At 67.1% G+C, this 17,537-nt stretch carries 11 protein-coding genes; 6 read left to right on the top strand and 5 right to left on the bottom strand.

Features of this window, described 5'->3' with window-relative positions; all coding sequences use genetic code 11:
* Positions 1-33: 33 nt before the first annotated feature.
* Entirely contained in the window at positions 34-3,453 is a 3,420-nt protein-coding gene (locus tag ACVWWW_RS10035) for an Rne/Rng family ribonuclease (protein WP_051234813.1), read from the bottom strand.
* A gap of 419 nt (positions 3,454-3,872) precedes the next feature.
* Here ACVWWW_RS10035 and ACVWWW_RS10030 point away from each other — a divergent pair, with 419 nt between their 5' ends.
* A complete protein-coding gene (locus tag ACVWWW_RS10030) occupies positions 3,873-4,820 on the top strand; it encodes an RluA family pseudouridine synthase (protein WP_027082155.1) in 948 nt (315 codons plus the stop codon).
* A gap of 15 nt (positions 4,821-4,835) precedes the next feature.
* On the opposite strand, the gene ACVWWW_RS10025 is transcribed toward ACVWWW_RS10030, so the two are convergent.
* Both ACVWWW_RS10025 and ACVWWW_RS10020 read right to left on the bottom strand, forming a co-directional pair.
* Positions 4,836-5,288, bottom strand: coding sequence for an energy transducer TonB (locus ACVWWW_RS10025; protein WP_036141392.1), 453 nt, complete (start codon positions 5,286-5,288; stop codon positions 4,836-4,838).
* Positions 5,272-5,607, bottom strand: coding sequence for a 4a-hydroxytetrahydrobiopterin dehydratase (locus ACVWWW_RS10020; RefSeq protein WP_027082157.1), 336 nt, complete (start codon positions 5,605-5,607; stop codon positions 5,272-5,274). Before ACVWWW_RS10020 ends, ACVWWW_RS10025 begins: the two co-directional genes overlap by 17 nt.
* Positions 5,608-5,738: 131 nt before the next feature.
* Here ACVWWW_RS10020 and ACVWWW_RS10015 point away from each other — a divergent pair, with 131 nt between their 5' ends.
* Together ACVWWW_RS10015 and ACVWWW_RS10010 are read left to right on the top strand one after the other, a co-directional pair.
* Complete coding sequence (locus ACVWWW_RS10015) at positions 5,739-6,335, top strand: NfuA family Fe-S biogenesis protein (RefSeq protein ID WP_027082158.1); 597 nt, start codon at positions 5,739-5,741, stop codon at positions 6,333-6,335.
* Between the two features lie 16 nt (positions 6,336-6,351).
* A complete protein-coding gene (locus ACVWWW_RS10010; RefSeq protein WP_027082159.1) occupies positions 6,352-8,082 on the top strand; it encodes a hypothetical protein in 1,731 nt (576 codons plus the stop codon).
* A gap of 398 nt (positions 8,083-8,480) precedes the next feature.
* On the opposite strand, the gene ACVWWW_RS10005 is transcribed toward ACVWWW_RS10010, so the two are convergent.
* Positions 8,481-8,930, bottom strand: coding sequence for a c-type cytochrome (locus ACVWWW_RS10005; RefSeq protein ID WP_051234817.1), 450 nt, complete (start codon positions 8,928-8,930; stop codon positions 8,481-8,483).
* 8 nt (positions 8,931-8,938) lie between these two features.
* Positions 8,939-9,316 carry a c-type cytochrome gene (locus tag ACVWWW_RS10000; protein WP_027082161.1) on the bottom strand — a complete coding sequence of 126 codons (378 nt, stop codon included), beginning with the start codon at positions 9,314-9,316 and terminating at the stop codon, positions 8,939-8,941.
* Between the two features lie 279 nt (positions 9,317-9,595).
* Here ACVWWW_RS10000 and ACVWWW_RS09995 point away from each other — a divergent pair, with 279 nt between their 5' ends.
* Genes ACVWWW_RS09995 through ACVWWW_RS09985 form a run of 3 tightly spaced genes read left to right on the top strand, consistent with a single transcriptional unit; the run spans position 9,596 to position 17,516 of the window.
* Positions 9,596-10,708: an efflux RND transporter periplasmic adaptor subunit gene (locus ACVWWW_RS09995; protein ID WP_051234853.1), complete on the top strand. Its 1,113-nt coding sequence runs from the start codon at positions 9,596-9,598 to the stop codon at positions 10,706-10,708.
* A gap of 11 nt (positions 10,709-10,719) precedes the next feature.
* On the top strand, positions 10,720-14,412 hold the full coding sequence (locus tag ACVWWW_RS09990) for an efflux RND transporter permease subunit (RefSeq protein ID WP_036141395.1): 3,693 nt from the start codon (positions 10,720-10,722) through the stop codon (positions 14,410-14,412).
* Complete coding sequence (locus ACVWWW_RS09985; RefSeq protein ID WP_027082162.1) at positions 14,409-17,516, top strand: efflux RND transporter permease subunit; 3,108 nt, start codon at positions 14,409-14,411, stop codon at positions 17,514-17,516. The genes ACVWWW_RS09990 and ACVWWW_RS09985 overlap by 4 nt, the downstream gene beginning before the upstream one ends.
* Positions 17,517-17,537 lie beyond the last annotated feature (21 nt).

The raw sequence follows: 17,537 nt of genomic DNA, 5'->3' as shown, positions 1-17,537 counted from the left end.
CCATGACGACGCACCGTAAGTCGCTGCGCGTCGTCAACTGTCGCGCGAGTCTCCGTTGCCGAGCAGGTCGCCCTGCGACGGCGCCGAACCGACGCCACCCGGCAGTGCATTGACGCTCGCGGCATCGCGCGAGTTCATCACGCCGACGGCGCCGTGCTCGACGTCCTCCGATGTGCCGCTCTCGACGACCGTTTCGTTCGTCGACGTCGCGTCGGTCAGGAACGGCGTCCCCACCATGTCGGCCGACTCATCAATCGATTCCGCACCCGGCTCGAGCGCGACGGGCGCAGAGGGCGTTGCCGTGGGCGCACTCATGGGCGCAAACGACGTGCTAGCGGACGTACCGACCGCGTTCGTACCGCCCGTCTCGGCGACACTGGTGTGAACCGGCATTGCAGCGGTCTCAATCGCGCTGGACGAAATCGGCGCGACGTCTCGAGACGTCCGGACGTCCTGTACCGATGCCGACACGGCTTCAGGCGCAGGCGCGCGCGGTGCCTCGTGCGCAGACGCCGTCGGTACCGACGCGTAACCCGTCGGCTCGGAACGGTCCGCAGGTTCCGCTGCCTTCGCGGCGATATCGCCGCGCATCGGTGCTTCGGAAGCTGCTTCCGGCCTATCCGCCAAACCCTTCGATTCGGCTTCTGGCGTGACATCGCTCAAGACCGTCTGGCGCACTACGGGCGACGCAACCGACGTTTCCGTCGACCGTTCCGACGCATTGGCGCTCGAACCAGTCGATGCGGAAGCGCCGATACCCGTATGCGATTCATCGCGTGCCGCAACGGCGGCGGGCGAAGTCGCCACTACCGTTTCGGTTGCATGCTGCGGAGCTTCAGCGCCGGCCGTCGAAACGACGTCCTGCGCCATAGCGATCGCGGTGACAGGCACGGCGGTCTGCGCCGCGACCTGCGCAAACGACTCACGCGGCTTGGCAGCCGGGCGCGGCGTCGCCGGGATATCGTCGAACTCGAATTCCGGCTGCGGACGACCGTCACCGGATGCGACTTCCGCGGAAGCCTCGCCCGGCTCGTCATCGAAACCGTCTTCGCTGTCCTGCGCATCCGCAGCGTCCAGCGCGTCCATCGACTCGTTGCCTTCGGCGCCGCCACGACGACGACGACGACCACCGCGACGGCCGCGACGACGACGTGCGCCCTCGGCCTTCGCTGCATCGCCGCCGTCGATCTGTTCGACCGCGACGGCAGCCGCGTCCATCGTCTCGACCGGCGCGGGTGCGGCAGTCAGTTCGTTGGTCGGCACCGACTCGGCGGCATCCACCGGGACAGCGACGACGGGCTTCGGCGCCACGTCGGCCTGCGGTTGCGGACGCTGCGGCTTCGGCTCGCGCGCGACGACGGGTGCTTCGACAGCCGCGACGTCACGCGGCTCACCACGCGGCGGCCGGTTGTGGTTCTGCTGCTGCGGCTGGTTCTGCTGCTGCGGTTGCTGCTGGGTCTGCTGCTTCGGCTGCAGCGCCTTGTCGGCGTTTTGCTGCTTCTCGCCGTTCTGCTGCGGGCGATTCTTGCCCTGCTGCTGCGGCTTGTTCTGCTGCGGCTGCGGGCCCTTGCCGTTCTGCGGCTGACCCTGCGGACGGCCACTCGGACGCTCGTCGCGACGAGCTTCGTTGCGGCGGCCATTACGATCGTTGCGGTCACGACGACCCTGGTCGCCACGACCTTCGCGCTGCGACGGCGCGGGTGCCGGCGGCGGTGCGGTCGGCGTCTGCCCACGGAAGAAGCGGAAGATGCGTTCGACCAGACCGACCGAATGTGTCGGAGCCGGCGTCGGCGCGGGCGCGGCGACTGGTGCAGCGGCGACGACCGCTTCCCGCGGCTCGCGTAGCGGCGCCGGAGTCGTCGGCTTGACGTTGGTCACGGCTGGCGGCGGCGGAATGTTGAGGTGCGCCTTGGTCAGCGCATGCGTCGCGACCTTGCGCGGCGTGCCGCGCTGGTAGCTGGGCTTGCTCGTCTCTTCGCCCATCTCGTTCTCGCGGATGCGCGTCACTTCGAAGTGCGGCGTCTCGAGCTGGTCGTCGGCGATGATCACGATCGGCGCTTCGTGGCGCGATTCGATCTCGGCCAGCGCGCGGCGCTTCTCGTTGAGCAGGTAGTTCGCGATCTCGGTCGGGGCCTGCACCAGCACCTGGCCGGTGTTGTCCTTCATCGCGTGTTCTTCGGCGAGGCGCAGCACCGACAGCGACAGCGATTCGACGCTGCGCATGCGGCCGTGGCCTTCGCAACGCGGGCAGACGATCTGGCTGGACTCGCCCAGCGACGGACGCAGGCGCTGGCGGCTCATTTCGAGCAGGCCGAAGCGGGAGATGCGGCCGATCTGCACGCGCGCGCGGTCGTGTCGCAACGCGCTCGACAGCCGGTTCTCGACTTCGCGCTGGTGCTTGGTCGACGACATATCGATGAAGTCGATCACCACCAGACCGCCGAGGTCGCGCAGGCGCATCTGGCGCGCGACCTCCTCGGCCGCTTCAAGGTTGGTGTTGAACGCGGTCTCTTCGATGTCGCCGCCCTTGGTGGCGCGCGCCGAGTTCACGTCGATCGCCGTCAGCGCTTCCGTCTGGTCGATGACCAGCGCGCCGCCCGACGGCAGCTTCACCGTGCGTTCGTACGCGTTCTCGATCTGCGACTCGATCTGGTAACGATTGAAGAGCGGAACGTCGTCCGTGTAGTGCTTGAGCTTGCGGACGTTGTGCGGCATCACCTGCTGCACGAACTCACGCGCTTCGGCATACATCTCGGGCGTGTCGACCAGCACTTCGCCGATGTCCGGGCGCATGTAGTCGCGCAGCGCGCGGATGATCAGTCGCGACTCCTGGTAGATCAGGAACGGCGCGGGCTTGGCCAGCGCGGCCTCGCAGACGGCGCGCCAGATCTGCAGCAGGTAATCGAGGTCCCACTGCAGCTCTTCGGCGTCGCGGCCGACGCCGGCGGTGCGAATGATGACGCCCATGTCGTCCGGGATCGTCAGCGCGTCCATCGCTTTCTTCAGCTCGGCGCGGTCGTCACCTTCGATGCGACGCGACACACCGCCCGCGGTGGGCGAGTTCGGCATCAGCACCATGTAGCGGCCGGCGAGCGAGATGAACGTCGTCAGCGCGGCGCCCTTGTTGCCGCGCTCTTCCTTGTCGACCTGCACGACGACTTCCTGGCCCTCCTTGAGGAGTTCCTTCAGGCTCGCCTTGTTCGGGTCGACGCCTGCCTGGAAGTAGTCGCGGGAGATTTCCTTCAGCGGAAGGAAACCGTGGCGCTCGGCGCCGTATTCGACGAAGGCCGCTTCGAGCGAAGGCTCGAGACGGGTAATGCGGCCCTTGTAGATGTTGGACTTCTTCTGTTCCTTCGACGGCTGTTCGATGTCGATGTCGTACAACGACTGGCCGTCGACGATCGCCACGCGCAGTTCTTCCGCCTGCGTCGCGTTGATGAGCATTCGCTTCATTGGTTGGCGTCCTCGCGCGCATCCGCGCGACGGCGCCGTGGCGTCCGTCTGGGTACGGGCCCGTCGCGCGATGCGCGGGTGGGCCTGACTTCCAGCGCTGCACACCACGGCGGGCCGCGGGAGCGCTTGTTCGTGAAACTTGTTGTGAAACGTGGGCCGGCGGCCGCGTCGGGGATTACCTTCGGCGTCGCACGGGTCGGATGTCATTGCGCGACGGCGAACCGTCGGGCGAGGGCGGGTGTTGCCAGCGCGCGCTGCTAACATGGCCGACCCCGCGGGTCGTGGTCAGGCGCGCGCCGCATCGCGGAAGAGGGCTTTCGGCCCGGGCCGCACCCGCCGTCCAGGCGGGGGTAAGCGACACATCTTCCAGCGAAATCAAAACCTTATCTCGCGACGCGAGTTTAACAGATAACGTGTTCATGACCCAGCCGGCCACGCCCGGCGCGAAGACCGTCCGCGTCCCCGAGGACCGTGACGGCCAGCGCCTCGACAACTTCCTGCTCGGGCAGCTGAAGGGCGCGCCGCGTTCGCTGGTCTACAAGCTGGTGCGGTCGGGCCAGGTGCGGGTGAACGGTGGCCGCGCCAAGGCGGACCGCAAGCTCGAGGCGGGGGACGAGGTGCGGATTCCGCCGGTCCGTGTCGCCGAGCCGGGCGAGACGGCACCGCCCGCGAAGGGCCTCATGGCCGCGCTCGACGCCGCGATCGTCTACGAAGATGCGCGCCTGCTCGCGCTGAACAAGCCGTCGGGCGTTGCCAGCCACGGCGGCAGCGGGATCAGCCATGGCGCCATCGAGACGCTCCGCGCGCTGCGCCCGGGACAGACGCTGGAACTGGTCCATCGTCTCGATCGCGACACCTCCGGACTGCTCGTCGTCGCCAAGAAGCGTTCGGCCCTGACCGAGCTGCAGGCCCTGATGCGCGAGGAAGGCGGCATCGCCAAGCGCTACCTCGCGCTGCTGGTCGGGCGCATGCCGGACGGGACGATGTCGGTCGACGCGCCGCTGCACATCGGCCTGCGACAGGGCGGCGAGCGACACGTGCAGGTCAATGCGATCGGCAAGGCGTCGCTGAGCCACTTTCGCGTGCTCGAACGCCGCGGCGGGCATTCGTATTGCGAGGTCCGCATCGAGACCGGTCGCACGCACCAGATCCGCGTGCACTCGGCGCACATCGGTCACCCGGTGGCGGGTGACGACAAGTACGGCGACGAGGACGTCAATCGTCGCCTGCGTGAACAGATCGGCCTGAAGCGGATGTTCCTGCACGCGTCGACGCTGGAGTTCGCGCTCGACGCCGGCCGCGCGCCGTACCTGCTCAACGCGCCGCTGGCGCCCGAGCTCGTCGACGTGCTCGACCGGCTGCGCTGAGCGCATTCGCGCCGGTTACTTCTTCTGCAGTGCCTCGGCGGCCGCCTGCTCCTGCGCGTCACAGGCTTCGGGGCGTTCGGTCGGCACGTGGTCGGTCGGCACGTGGAATGTCATCGGCACTGCGATCCATTGCGCGACCGGCTTACCGGCCTGCAGCGCGGGATTGAACGTCCACGTCCGCGCGGCAGCCTGCGCCGCAGCGTCGAGATCGCGATTGCCGCTGCCGGTGACGATCTCGGTCTGGCTGATGTGACCATCAGTGCCGATCAGCACGCGCATCTGCACCGTTCCCCCGACACCGGCGCAGGCCAGAGCCTCCGGATAACCCGGCGGCGGCGTGCTGACCGCCGATGGTGGTGCGCTCTTGCCGACCGGTGCGGCCGGTGGCGCTGCGCCCTGGCTGCACGCCGTCAGCGTCGCGACGAACAAACCCAGCGCCGCGACGCGCACGTCAGCCGACCAGCGCATCGGCCTTGGCGGCGCAGATGAAGTCGTTGTCGGACAGGCCGCCGACATCGTGCGTCGAATAGCGGACGACGCAGCGGTCGTAATGCACGCCGAGGTCGGGATGGTGATCCTGCTCATGGGCGATGTAAGCCAGCGCGTTGACGAAAGCCAGCGTCCGGTAATAGTCGGCGAAGCGGAACGTACGCGTGATGGCCTGGCCGTCCTCGACCACGCTCCAGTCCGGCAGCTCGCGGAGGAATTCAGCGGCGCGCGTTTCGTCGATGCGATGTTCGGCGCCGCGTCGCGGCGTGCAGCGTTGCTGGGCGAGGTTCGAAGGCATGGCGGACTCCTGTCGCGTTCGTCGCGCATGGCGCGTCGCATCGAAGAATGACTGAATCGGGACCGTCTGCCACCGGTCGAGTCGTGAAAGCGGCGCGAAGAAGCGGCAGGAAGCGTGTCTAGAATAGCGGGATGATCGATATTTCCGAATCCGCGCAGACCCATTTCCGTCGACTGATCGAACGCGAGGCCATGCCCGGCCTGGGCGTGCGGCTGTCGGCATCGGACGCGGGTACACCGCGCGCGGACGTCCGCCTCGAGTTCACCGAGCCGGCGGACCTGCACGGCGACGAGTGGGCGGTCGACTGCAACGGTTTCACCCTGTGGCTCGACGCCGCGAGCGTTCCGTTCCTCGAAGGCGCAACGATCGACTACGAAACCAAGGCGACCGGCGGCCAGTTGCAGATCCGCGCGCCGAAGATCAAGGGCCAGGCGCCGGGCGAAGGTGCGGGTCTCGTCGAGCGCGTGCGCTACGTGATCGACAACGAAGTGAATCCGCAGCTCGCGTCGCATCGCGGCCACGTGTCGCTGGAATCGATCGATGCAGACGGCGCCGTCTACCTGCGCTTCGGCGGCGGCTGCCATGGTTGCGGAATGGCCGATGTCACCTTGAAGCAGGGTATCGAACGCACGCTGATGGAAAAGGTGCCCGGCGTGACCGCGGTGCGCGACGCCACGGACCACGCGACCGGCGACGCACCGTACATCCCGCGCGACACGGCCGCCTGACTTTCGCGCGCCGGCAGTGACGACCGCCGCCGACATCATCGAAGCACTCAACTCGCGCGCCGGGCCGTCGAGCCGGTTGCGTGCGGCTGCGCGCGTCAGCTGGAACGCGTGGCTGGATCGCTGGGCGCAGAAGCCGGGACACGTGAGCGGTGCGCCGGTCGACTCGATCGTCGCGGTGCTCGCCGCGCGCGAACTCGCATCGCCACCTGCTCGCGCGATCGCACTCAATCGCTGGCAGGCCTTCAGCACGCTGTGGCGTCAGAACTGGCAGCCCGCGTCGAAGGACGAACGCAGTTGGCGCTGGATCGCGGGCGGCGTCGATTTCGTCTGGCACGTCCTGCTGATCGTGCTGTTGCTGATCATCACGGCGCTGCGGATCGAGCCGCCGGCGCCGGAGCTGGACCAGGTCGTGCAGGTCGAATACATCGGCCAGGGCACGCCGGCGGAGGAGGGCGGTGGTCCCGCGCCGTCGCCTGCCGCGTCGCAGGCTGAGGCATCGCCCTCGCGTGCGGCGTCCGGGGCTGCGTCGTCCGCGGCATCCGCCGCGCCTGCGCCGGCAGCGCCGTCGAGCACTGCGAATGCGCCGGCTGACACGACACCGACGTCGCCCGCGGCCACGCCGCCGCAACCGGTCGAAACATCGAAGGTGGTGTCGCAGGAACCGCCGACGTTTACGTTGCCGCCGACGTCGTTGCCGACGCCTGCAGTCGAAACGCAGCCGGCGCAGGTCCCGGAAGTGCGCGTCGTGCCGATTCCCGAACTCGCGCGTGCGCCCGAACTCAACGTGCCGACGCCGCGTGTCGACGTGGAACCGGTACGCGCCGCGACGCCGACGGTCGTGACGCGCGACATTCCCGAAGCCGTGCGCCTGCCATCGGTGAGCACGACGGTCACGCCGACCGTCGAAGTGCCGCGCGCGGCGGCGCAATCGGTCGACGTGCAGGCGCGTGACATTCCATCGAAGTCGACTGCGACGGCGAGCAGCACTGCGTCGACGGCGACTGCATCCAGCGCGGCGCAGTCGACCACCGGAACGCAGACCGCGGCCACGCCCGGCTCGGCAGCGAGTTCGAGTGCATCGGCTGCCACATCAAGCGCGCCCGGTGCAGCAGCGGCGGGACCGACGAGTTCGAGTCCGAGCGCAGGTGTTGGCACCGGGCCGAAAGCCACGCCGGCGCCCGGGTCATGGGCGACGCAGAAGCGTGGCGACGATTGGGGCGATTCGAACCGGAATCGTCCCGGTAACAGCCTTTACGACGGCGATGGCCGGCCGCGCCTCGCGGAAGGGCCGGGCTCGGCGTCCGCGGGGCATCCGCCGGGCATGATCACCGCCGAAATCAAGGATCTCGATCGCGCGGGCACGTGGCTCAAGCGCAAGCCGTCTCCGTACGAGCCGACGCGTTGGGATCGCGTGTGGCGACCGAACGCGACGCTCCTCGACGACTGGGTCGACAAGGGCGTGAAGCAGGTCGGCATCCCGATTCCCGGCACGAACAAGCGCATCGTCTGCATCATTTCGATCCTGCAGTTCGGTGGCGGGTGCGACATCTCCGATCCGAACCTCAACGAGCAACCCGCGGTCGCGCGTCCGCCGCCGGACGTGCCGTTCAAGCCCGCGCTGCAGGAAAACAATGGCGCGACCTGGGACAAGGACGGCAAGGCACCACCGCCGCCTCCGTTGCCCGGACTGTTCGCGCCGCCGAAGTCGGGCGTTCCGCCGGGTACGACGAAGAACGACGGCGGTTAGGTCGCGGCGATTCGCGGGGACGTAGTGCGCGTTGATGCTTTGGTGCGCGCGCCGCAGACGTCGCGCGCGACCCGCGTTGGTCGCTTGGCGCCGCTGCGCGTCATCGCTTGAGATTCGTCGCGCGTGTGCGCCCATGACTCGCGCCGTCGCGCCGACGATCGAGTAGTCGTGCTTTGCAGTCCGCGTAGCGCATTTCCCGGTTCGACAATCGCACTCGCGACGGCAGCGATCGTTCGTCTCGCAACGGCGTAACGTCGACGAAGGCACGCGACTTCCAACGCGATGGAACACGTGTCATCGGCGCGACTTGCACCTGTCTCGACGTCCATCCAACTACCGACGCCCAGAACGCAAACGGCCCGCATCAGCGGGCCGTCGGCTTGGTCGATCGTTGCGGCTTACTTGCCTTCGTGCTCGTGCAGGTCGTAGACCTTGCGATCGCGCGACGCGAAGTACGCGGCGAGGTTGGCGATGTCCTGATCCTTCAGCTCTTTCGCCTGCGCGGCCATCAGCGTGTTCTGGCGACGGCCGTCGCGGTACATCTCCAGCGCGTTGGCGATGTAGTCGGCGTACTGGCCGGCGAGGTATGGGTAGCTCGCGTCGATCGGCGCGGCGCCGTCCTTGCCGTGGCACTCGATGCACGCCTGGCCGGTGCCGGCCTGCTTGGTGTTCGCGAACTTGTCCCCAGCGGCGATATCGCCGTCCGGAAGGCCCGCCGAGGAATGCTCGGAAATCGGCGCTTCAGTTTCAGCGGCCTTGCCTTCCTCGGTCTTCTGCGGACCGCAGGCGGTGAGGAGCAGGGCGATGGCGAGGGCGAGGCTGCCCGGCAGCAGTCGGTTGATCGTCATGGTCGGGCTCACTTCAGGCTCGAGATGTAGGCGGCGATGTCGGCGATGTCCTGCTCGGAGAAGCTCTGCGCCTGCGCCTGCATGGTCGGGTGCTTGCGCGTGCCCTGGCGGTAGCCCGTCAGCGCGTTGATCAGGTACTGCTGGTTCTGACCGGCGATGCGCGGCACGTGGTAGTTCGGGTACGCGTTCTTGTAGCCGGTGACGCCGTGGCAGCCCTTGCAGGTGTAGACCAGCTCGCGGCCGCGGGCGGCGTCGCCCTTCACGGGCGCGGCAGCCGGGGCGGCGGTGGGAGCGGCCGGCGTCGCGGCCGGGGCGGGTTGCTGGGCATGCGCGCCGGCGGCGAGCAGCGTGGTGAGGGCAAGTGCGGCGATCGTCAGCGGTCGCATGGTGGGGTCCGCGGTTCTCGTACGGGCGGTGGGAAATGCGACGCCAAGGCGTGCGCACAAGCGGCCGAGTATAGCCTGCAGCCCCGATTTCGACGACGGTCGGCGTCGATCGGGCCCCTGCATGGTGCTATTGCATCCGTCGAGGCTCCGTTCTGGAAGCAGGTCGTCAGCACCCGTGACCTTCGGCGCATGGGCGGCGTGAACACTGGTGATATACCTATGTACAACACCGGCGTACCGCCCCGTATTCATCGTCATCGCCTCGAAGGACTCCACCCGATGCGCACCCTTTCCGCACCGAGCGCCCGTACGGCTCGCCTCGCCCTCGTCCTTCTGCCGTGCCTCGTGCTGGCGGCCTGCAAAGGGGGCGCCAAGACGGAAGGCGACGGCCCGGACGGCAAGAAGAAGGGGCCGGACGCGATTCCGGTCGAAGTCGCGCTGGTGACCACGCGCCCGATTGCCGCCAGCTACACCGGCACCGCGCCGCTGGAGCCGCGCAGCGAGGCGCAGGTCGTCGCCAAGACGTCGGGCGTCGCGCTGTCCGTGTTCGCCGAGGAAGGGCAGGCGGTGCGTGCCGGGCAGACGCTCGTGCGCCTCGACGCCTCGCGCGCTGCATTGCAGGCCGCGCAGACGGGCTCGCAGATGCGCAAGCTCGAAGCGAACTACGCGCGTTCGCAGCAGCTGTCGGCGCAGAAGCTGATCAGCGCGAACGAGATCGACCAGCTGCGTTACGACGTCGAGAACGCGCGCGCTGCGAATCGCCTTGCGAACCTCGAGCTCTCGTACGCGAACGTCGTCGCGCCGATTTCCGGCGTGATCGCGCAGCGCTCGATTAAGGCCGGCAATTTCGTGCAGATCAACACGCCGATCTTCCGCATCGTCGACACCTCGCGCCTTGAGGCCGTGCTCAATGTGCCGGAGCGCGAAATGGCGACGCTGAAGGCTGGGTTGCCGGTGCAGTTGCAGGTGGACGCGCTGCCGGGTCGCCCGTTCACAGGCAAGGTCGATCGCGTTGCGCCTGTCGTCGATTCCGGCAGCGGCACGTTCCGTGTGATCTGCGCCTTCGAAGGCGGCGGTTCGCTGCAGCCGGGCATGTTCGCCCGCATCCGGATCGATTACGACCAGCGCAAGGACGCGCTCGTCGTGCCGCGCGTCGCGCTGCTCGAAGATGATGCCGACCCGGCCGTCTACGTCGTGCGCGGCAAGAAAGCCGTGCGCGTGCCGGTGAAGCTCGGCTACACCGAAGGCGGCTGGATGGAAATCCGTTCGGGCCTGAAGAGCGGTGAGCAGGTGGTGGTCGCCGGCAAGACCGCGCTGCGCGAAGGCAGCGAGGTGCAGGTGTTGCCCGCGTCGACGCCCGCCGCCGGCGGCGCATCGCTCGCCGCACGCTGAGGAGACCGCCCATGTCCGAGCCTGTGCATTCGCCGCCGAACGACGCCCCGTCGAAGGGCGGCATCGTCGAGTTCGCGGTACGTCGTCGCGTCACCGTCTTCATGGCGATGATCACGTTCGTGCTGTTCGGCCTGATCGCGCTGCATGACCTCAAGGTCAACCTGCTGCCCGACCTCAGCTATCCGACGCTCACCGTCCGCACCGAATACGAAGGTGCGGCGCCGGCGGAAGTCGAGACGCTGATCTCCGAGCCGGTCGAGGAAGCGCTCGGCGTGGTCAAGAACCTGCGCAAGCTGCGCAGCGTGTCGCGCACCGGGCAGAGCGACATCGTGCTCGAGTTCGCGTGGGGCACGGACATGGACCAGGCCAGCCTGGAGGTGCGCGACAAGATCGAGACGCTGCAGCTTCCACTGGAAGCGAAGCCGCCCGTGCTGCTGCGCTTCAATCCGTCGACCGAGCCGGTGATGCGCCTCGCGCTGACGGCGAAGAATCCGGCTGAAGGCGATTCCGTGCGCAGGCTCACCGAGCTGCGCCGTTACGCCGACGAAGATCTCAAGAAGAAGCTCGAACCTGTCGACGGCGTGGCCGCAGTAAAGGTCGGCGGCGGTCTCGAGGACGAGATCCAGGTCGACATCGATCAGCAGAAGCTTGCGCAGCTCGGGTTGTCGATCGACACCGTGATCCAGCGCCTCGGCCAGGAAAACGTCAACGTCTCCGGCGGGCGTCTTGAAGAAGGCACGCAGCGTTACCTCGTGCGCACGGTCAACCAGTTCCAGACGGTCGACGAGATCCGCGACATGCTGGTCACCACGGCCTCCGCTGGCGGTGGCGCAGCGCAGTCCGCGGCCGAGCAGATGGCGCGCGTCGCGGCTGCGACCGGCGATGCGAACGCGATGGCGGCCGCGGCTTCGGTGCAGAACGCATCGTCGTCGTCCTCCGTTGCAGCAGGCGGCATGCCCGTGCGGCTGAAGGACATCGCGACCGTTCGCCAGGGCTACAAGGAACGCGAATCGGTGATCCGCCTCGGCGGACGCGAAGCCGTGGAACTCGCGGTCTACAAGGAAGGCGACGCGAACACTGTTTCGACGGCGGACGCCATCGAAAAGAAGCTGAAGGAAATCCGCGAACACATGCCGTCGGACGTCGAGCTGACGACGATCGACGACCAGTCGCAGTTCATCCGCAGCGCGATTTCGAGCGTCAAGGAAGATGCGGTGATCGGTGGCGTGCTCGCCGTGCTGATCATCTTCCTGTTCCTGCGCGACGGCTGGAGCACCTTCGTGGTGGCGCTGTCGTTGCCAGTGTCGATCATCACCACGTTCTTCTTCATGGGCCGCTTCGGGCTCAGCCTCAACGTGATGTCGCTGGGCGGTCTTGCGCTTGCGACGGGCCTCGTCGTCGACGACTCGATCGTCGTGCTCGAAAGCATCGCGAAGGCGCGCGAACGCGGGCTCAGCGTGTTGCAGTCGGCGATCGAAGGCACGCGCGAAGTGAGCATGGCGGTGGTCGCGTCGACGCTGACGACGATCTCCGTGTTCCTGCCGCTCGTGTTCGTGCAGGGCATCGCGGGCCAGCTGTTCCGCGACCAGGCGTTGACGGTGGCCGTCGCGATCGCGATCTCGCTGGTCGTCTCGATGACGCTGATCCCGATGCTCAGCGCGCTGAAGGCGCGTGCGAGCGAACTCGACGACGTCGAGCCGCCGCCGGAGCACACGGCCGACGTCGTGCTGTTCCGCGAAACGCTCACGACGCCGTGGCGTCGTACGTCGAACCGTTTCGTCGGCGCGCTGCTGACCGCGATCGCGCTTCCGGTGACCCTGATCCTCGGTACGTATCGCGTGATCCGCAGTCGTCCGAATCTCTATCGCTGGCCTTTGGGCTCGAAGATGCGCAGCGCCGCGGCGATCCCGCTGTGGGTGCTGTTGCTCCCGGTGCGTCTTGTCGCGCTGCCATTCTGGATGCTCGGCCTGATCATCCGGTCGCTCGCGGGTCCGCTGTTCTTCGGGACGTCGTTCGCAGGCATCCGCACCGCGCGACTCGTCGGCCGTGGTGTCGTCGGCCCGGTGATGTACACGGCGAGCGATGCGGCGATGTCGGTGTACGAACGCGCTGAGCGTCGCTACATCCGCATGCTGCCGGCGGCGTTGGAACGCCCGGTGCTCGTACTCGGCTTCGCGGCCGTCGCATTCGGGCTGACGCTCGCCGCGGTGCCGATGCTGGGTGCGGACCTCATCCCGCAGCTCGCGCAGGACCGCTTCGAGATGACGGTCAAAATGCCGCCCGGCACGCCGTTGCGCGAGACCGACGCCATCGTGCGCCGCCTGCAGCAGGAGCACGAGAAGGACTCGGGCATCCGTTCGCTGTTCGGCGTGAGCGGCAGCGGTACGCGCCTGGACGCGAACCCGACCGAGAGCGGCGAGAACATCGGCAAGATCACGGTCGTGATGGCCGATGGCGGCAGTCGCGAAGTCGAGAGCGCTGAGACCGAGAAGCTGCGTGCGTCGATCGCCGGTACTGCGCAGGCGCAGGTCGACTTCCGTCGTCCACAGCTCTTCAGCTTCTCCGCGCCGCTGGAAATCGAACTGCGCGGCAACGACTTGGACAGCTTGCGTGGCGCGGGCGATCGGCTCACCAAGCTGCTGCGCGCGAACCCACACTACGCCGACGTGAAGTCGACGGTGGAGCAGGGCTTCCCCGAAGTGCAGATCCGCTTTGACCAGGAACGGGCCGCCGCGCTAGGCCTGACCACGCGACAAATCGCCGATGCGGTGGTCAAGAAGGTGCGCGGTGACGTTGCGACCCGCTACAGCTTCCGCGATCGCAAGATCGACGTCCTGGTGCGCGCGAGCGAGAACGATCGTGCGTCGGTGGACAGCATCCGTCGCCTGATCGTGAACCCCGGCAACGGCCGCGCGCCGGTGACGCTGGAATCGGTCGCGGACGTGGTGTCGACCACCGGCCCGAGCGAGATCCATCGTGCGGACCAGGTGCGCGTCGCGATCGTGTCGTCGAACCTGCGCGGCATCGATCTCGGTGCGGCGATCAAGGAAGTCGACGATCTGGTCGCGGCGAACCCGCTGGGCACCGACATCTCGATGCACATCGGCGGGCAGGGCGAGGAACTCGGTGAGTCGGTGCGTTCGCTGCTGTTCGCGTTCGGCCTCGCGATCTTCCTCGTCTACCTCGTGATGGCGTCGCAGTTCGAATCGCTGCTGCACCCGTTCGTGATCCTTTTCACCATCCCGCTCGCGATGGTGGGCGCTGTCGGCGCATTGCTACTGACGCGTTCGCCGGTGTCGGTAGTCGTGTTCATCGGCCTGATCCTGCTGGTCGGCCTGGTGGTGAAGAACGCGATCATCCTGATCGACAAGGTCAACCAGTTGCGCGAAACCGGCGTGCCCAAGCGCGAGGCGCTGATCGAAGGCGCGCGTTCACGACTGCGCCCGATCGCGATGACCACGCTCTGCACGCTGTTCGGCTTCCTGCCGCTGGCGCTCGCATTCGGTGAAGGCGCGGAAGTGCGCTCGCCGATGGCGATCACGGTAATGGGCGGCTTGCTGGTGTCGACGCTGCTGACGTTGGTGGTGATTCCAGTGGTCTATGACCTCCTGGATCGTCGCGCTGACGAGCACTACGTACGCCGTGCACGCCGCGTCGCCGAGCGCGATGCAGGCATCGACGACGCCGAGGTGCAGCCGGCATGAGCAGCGTCGCCGAACTGAGCATCCGCCGGCCGGTCACGGCGATCATGTTCTTCGTTTCGCTGTTCGTGATCGGCCTGATCGCGGCGGTGCGCCTGCCGCTGGAAGCGTTTCCCGAGGTCACGTTCCCCGGCATCTTCATCGAGATGCCGTACGCGGGTTCGACGCCGGAAGAGGTCGAACGCACGGTGCTGCGCCCGACCGAAGAAGCGGTGTCGACGCTCACCGGCGTGAAGCGCATGGAGTCGAACGCACGCTCGGAAGGCGCGAGCGTGGCCGTGTTCTTCTCGGACTGGAGCCGCGATGTTTCGATCGCGGCATCCGAAGCGCGCGAACGCATCGACGCCATCCGCGATCAGCTGCCGGACGACCTCAAGCGCTACAGCGTCAACAAGTTCTCGACGTCCGACCAGGCGGTGCTGCAGATACGCCTCGCGGGCTCGCGGGACCTCACCGGCGCGTACGACCTTATCGAACGCGAGTTCAAGCGTCGACTCGAGCGTATTCCGGGCGTGGCACGTGTCGATGTCTCGGGCGCGGCACCGAACGAAGTCGAGATCGCCATCGATCCCGATGCGCTGACGGCGCGCGGCGTCGTGCTCAACGACCTGACCACGCGACTGCAGACGGCGAACTTCTCGGTCTCCGGCGGCGAGATCAACGACGAAGGTCGTCGTGTTCGCGTGCAGCCGGTCGGTGAGCTGCAGGATCTCGATCAGCTGCGCCAGCTGGTGATCGATCGAAACGGCACGCGCCTGGGCGACATCGCGGAAGTTCGACTGAAGCCGGCGCGCATGGATTACGGGCGTCGCCTGGATGGGCGTCCCGCGGTCGGTCTCGACATCTTCAAGGAGCGCAGCGCGAACCTCGTCGATGTGTCGAGCCGCGCGCTGAAGGAAGTCGAGGAGATCCGCAAGGATCCGATCCTGCGCGATGTGCAGGTCAAGATCATCAACAACCAGGGCGAGAACGTCACCAATTCGCTGACGGAACTCGCCGAAGCGGGCGCGATCGGTCTGCTGCTCTCGATCGCCGTGCTGTTCTTCTTCCTGCGGCACTGGGCGTCGACCGCGATGGTGACGCTGGCGATCCCGATCTGCTTCGTGATGACACTGGGCTTCATGTATTTCGCCGGCGTCACGCTCAACATCCTGTCGATGATGGGCTTGCTGCTCGCGATCGGCATGCTGGTCGATAACGCGGTCGTCGTCGTGGAAAGCATCTACCAGGAACGCGAAAAGATGCCGGGCAGCCCGGTGCGCGCGTCGATCGTCGGCACCAAGCATGTAGCGATCGCGCTGTCGGCCGGCACGCTCTGCCACTGCATCGTGTTCCTGCCGAACCTGTTCGGTGAGCGCAACTTCCTCAGCATCTACCTCTCGCAGATCGCGATCACGATCTCGGTGTCGCTGCTGGCGTCGTGGCTGGTTGCGGTCAGCCTGATCCCGATGCTGTCGGCGCGCATGAAGACGCCGCCGGCCGTTCGCAGCGAGAGCGGCATCATCCCGCGCCTGCAGCGTCGCTACGCGAAGGTGCTGCGTTGGACGCTCGATCATCGCGGCGCCAGCGTGACCGGCATCCTGCTCATCGTCGTGATCAGCATCGTTCCGATGATGCTGACCAAGAAGAACATGTTCGGCGGCGATGAAGGCAAGGAAGTCAACATCAACTACCAGTGGAAGGGCGCGTACACCAAGGAGCAGATGTCCGACGAGCTGACGCGCATCGAGCACTTCGTTGACGGGCATCGCAAGGATTACGGCGTCACCCAGATCTACTCGTATTACAGCGAGCAGGGCGGTGCGATGACGCGCCTGACGGTCGACACCAAGCAGGTGCCGAACCTCAAGCAGTTCATCGAGAAGCTGCGCAAGGAGTTGCCGAAGTCCGCGCGTGCCGAGCTCAACATCGGTAACAACGGTGGCAACAACGGCGGCGGGCCGGGCCAAAAGGTACAGGTGCAGCTGGTCGGCGATTCGACGCAGACGCTGGAGGATCTCGGCGCGGACATCGTGCCGATCCTCGCCAAGCGCCCGGAGCTGCGCGACGTGCACGTCGATACCGGCGACAAGAACAGCGAGCTTGCCGTTCGCGTCGATCGTGAGCGCGCCGCATCGTTCGGTTTCACCGCGCAGCAGGTCTCGCAGTTCGTCGGTCTTGCGCTCCGCGGTGCGCCGCTGCGCGAGTTCCGTCGCGGCGATACCGAAGTGCCGGTGTGGGTGCGATTCGCGGGTGCGGAGACATTCGGCGTCAACGACATCGCGGGCTTCACCGTTCGCTCGCCGGATGGTCGTGCGGTGCCGCTGCTCGCCATGGTCGATGTGAGCGTGCGTCCCTCCGCAAGCCAGATCCAGCGCACCAATCGCCAGACCACGATCACCATCCAGGCGAGTCTTGCGGACAAGGTCGAGCCCGACAAGGCGAAGAAGGCGATGGAGGACACGCTCAAGAGCGTGCAGTTCCCGCCGGGCTACACCTACAGCTTCGACGGCAGCGCGTTCGAGGACGACGACGAGGCCATGAGCGAGATGCTGGCGAAAACGGGGCTGGCGCTGATCATGATCTACGTCATCATGGCGGCGGTGTTCGAGTCGCTTCTGTTCCCGTCGGCCATCATGTCCGGTGTGCTGTTCTCCGTGTTCGGCGTGTTCTGGCTGTTCTGGCTGACCGGTACCGAATTCAACATCATGGCTTTCATCGGCATCCTGGTGCTGATGGGTGTGGTAGTGAACAACGGCATCGTGATGATCGAGCACATCAACAACCTGCGTCGTCGCGGTTTGTCGCGAGCGGATGCATTGGTGGAAGGCAGCCGCGAACGCCTGCGTCCCATCCTGATGACGATGGGCACGGCGATCCTCGCAATGGTGCCGATCGCGGTCGGACACACGCAGATGGCCGGCGACGGCCCACCGTATTACCCGATGGCGCGAGCCATCGCCGGTGGCCTCGCGTTCTCGACGATCGTCAGCCTGCTGTTCCTGCCGACGATCTACGCGATCCTCGACGACCTGCGCAATGCGACGGCGCGCCGTTGGCGCGAAGCACGCGGCAAGCCGGCCTTGCCAGTGGCAGGTGCGACGGTCGCCGCGATGCTGGTGGACTGATCACGAAAAAGGGGCCGCGAG

The organism is Lysobacter sp. HA18 (genome assembly GCF_054057595.1).
Note: the sequence above shows the minus strand (reverse complement) of the source record. Positions and strands in the feature narration are given on the sequence as shown.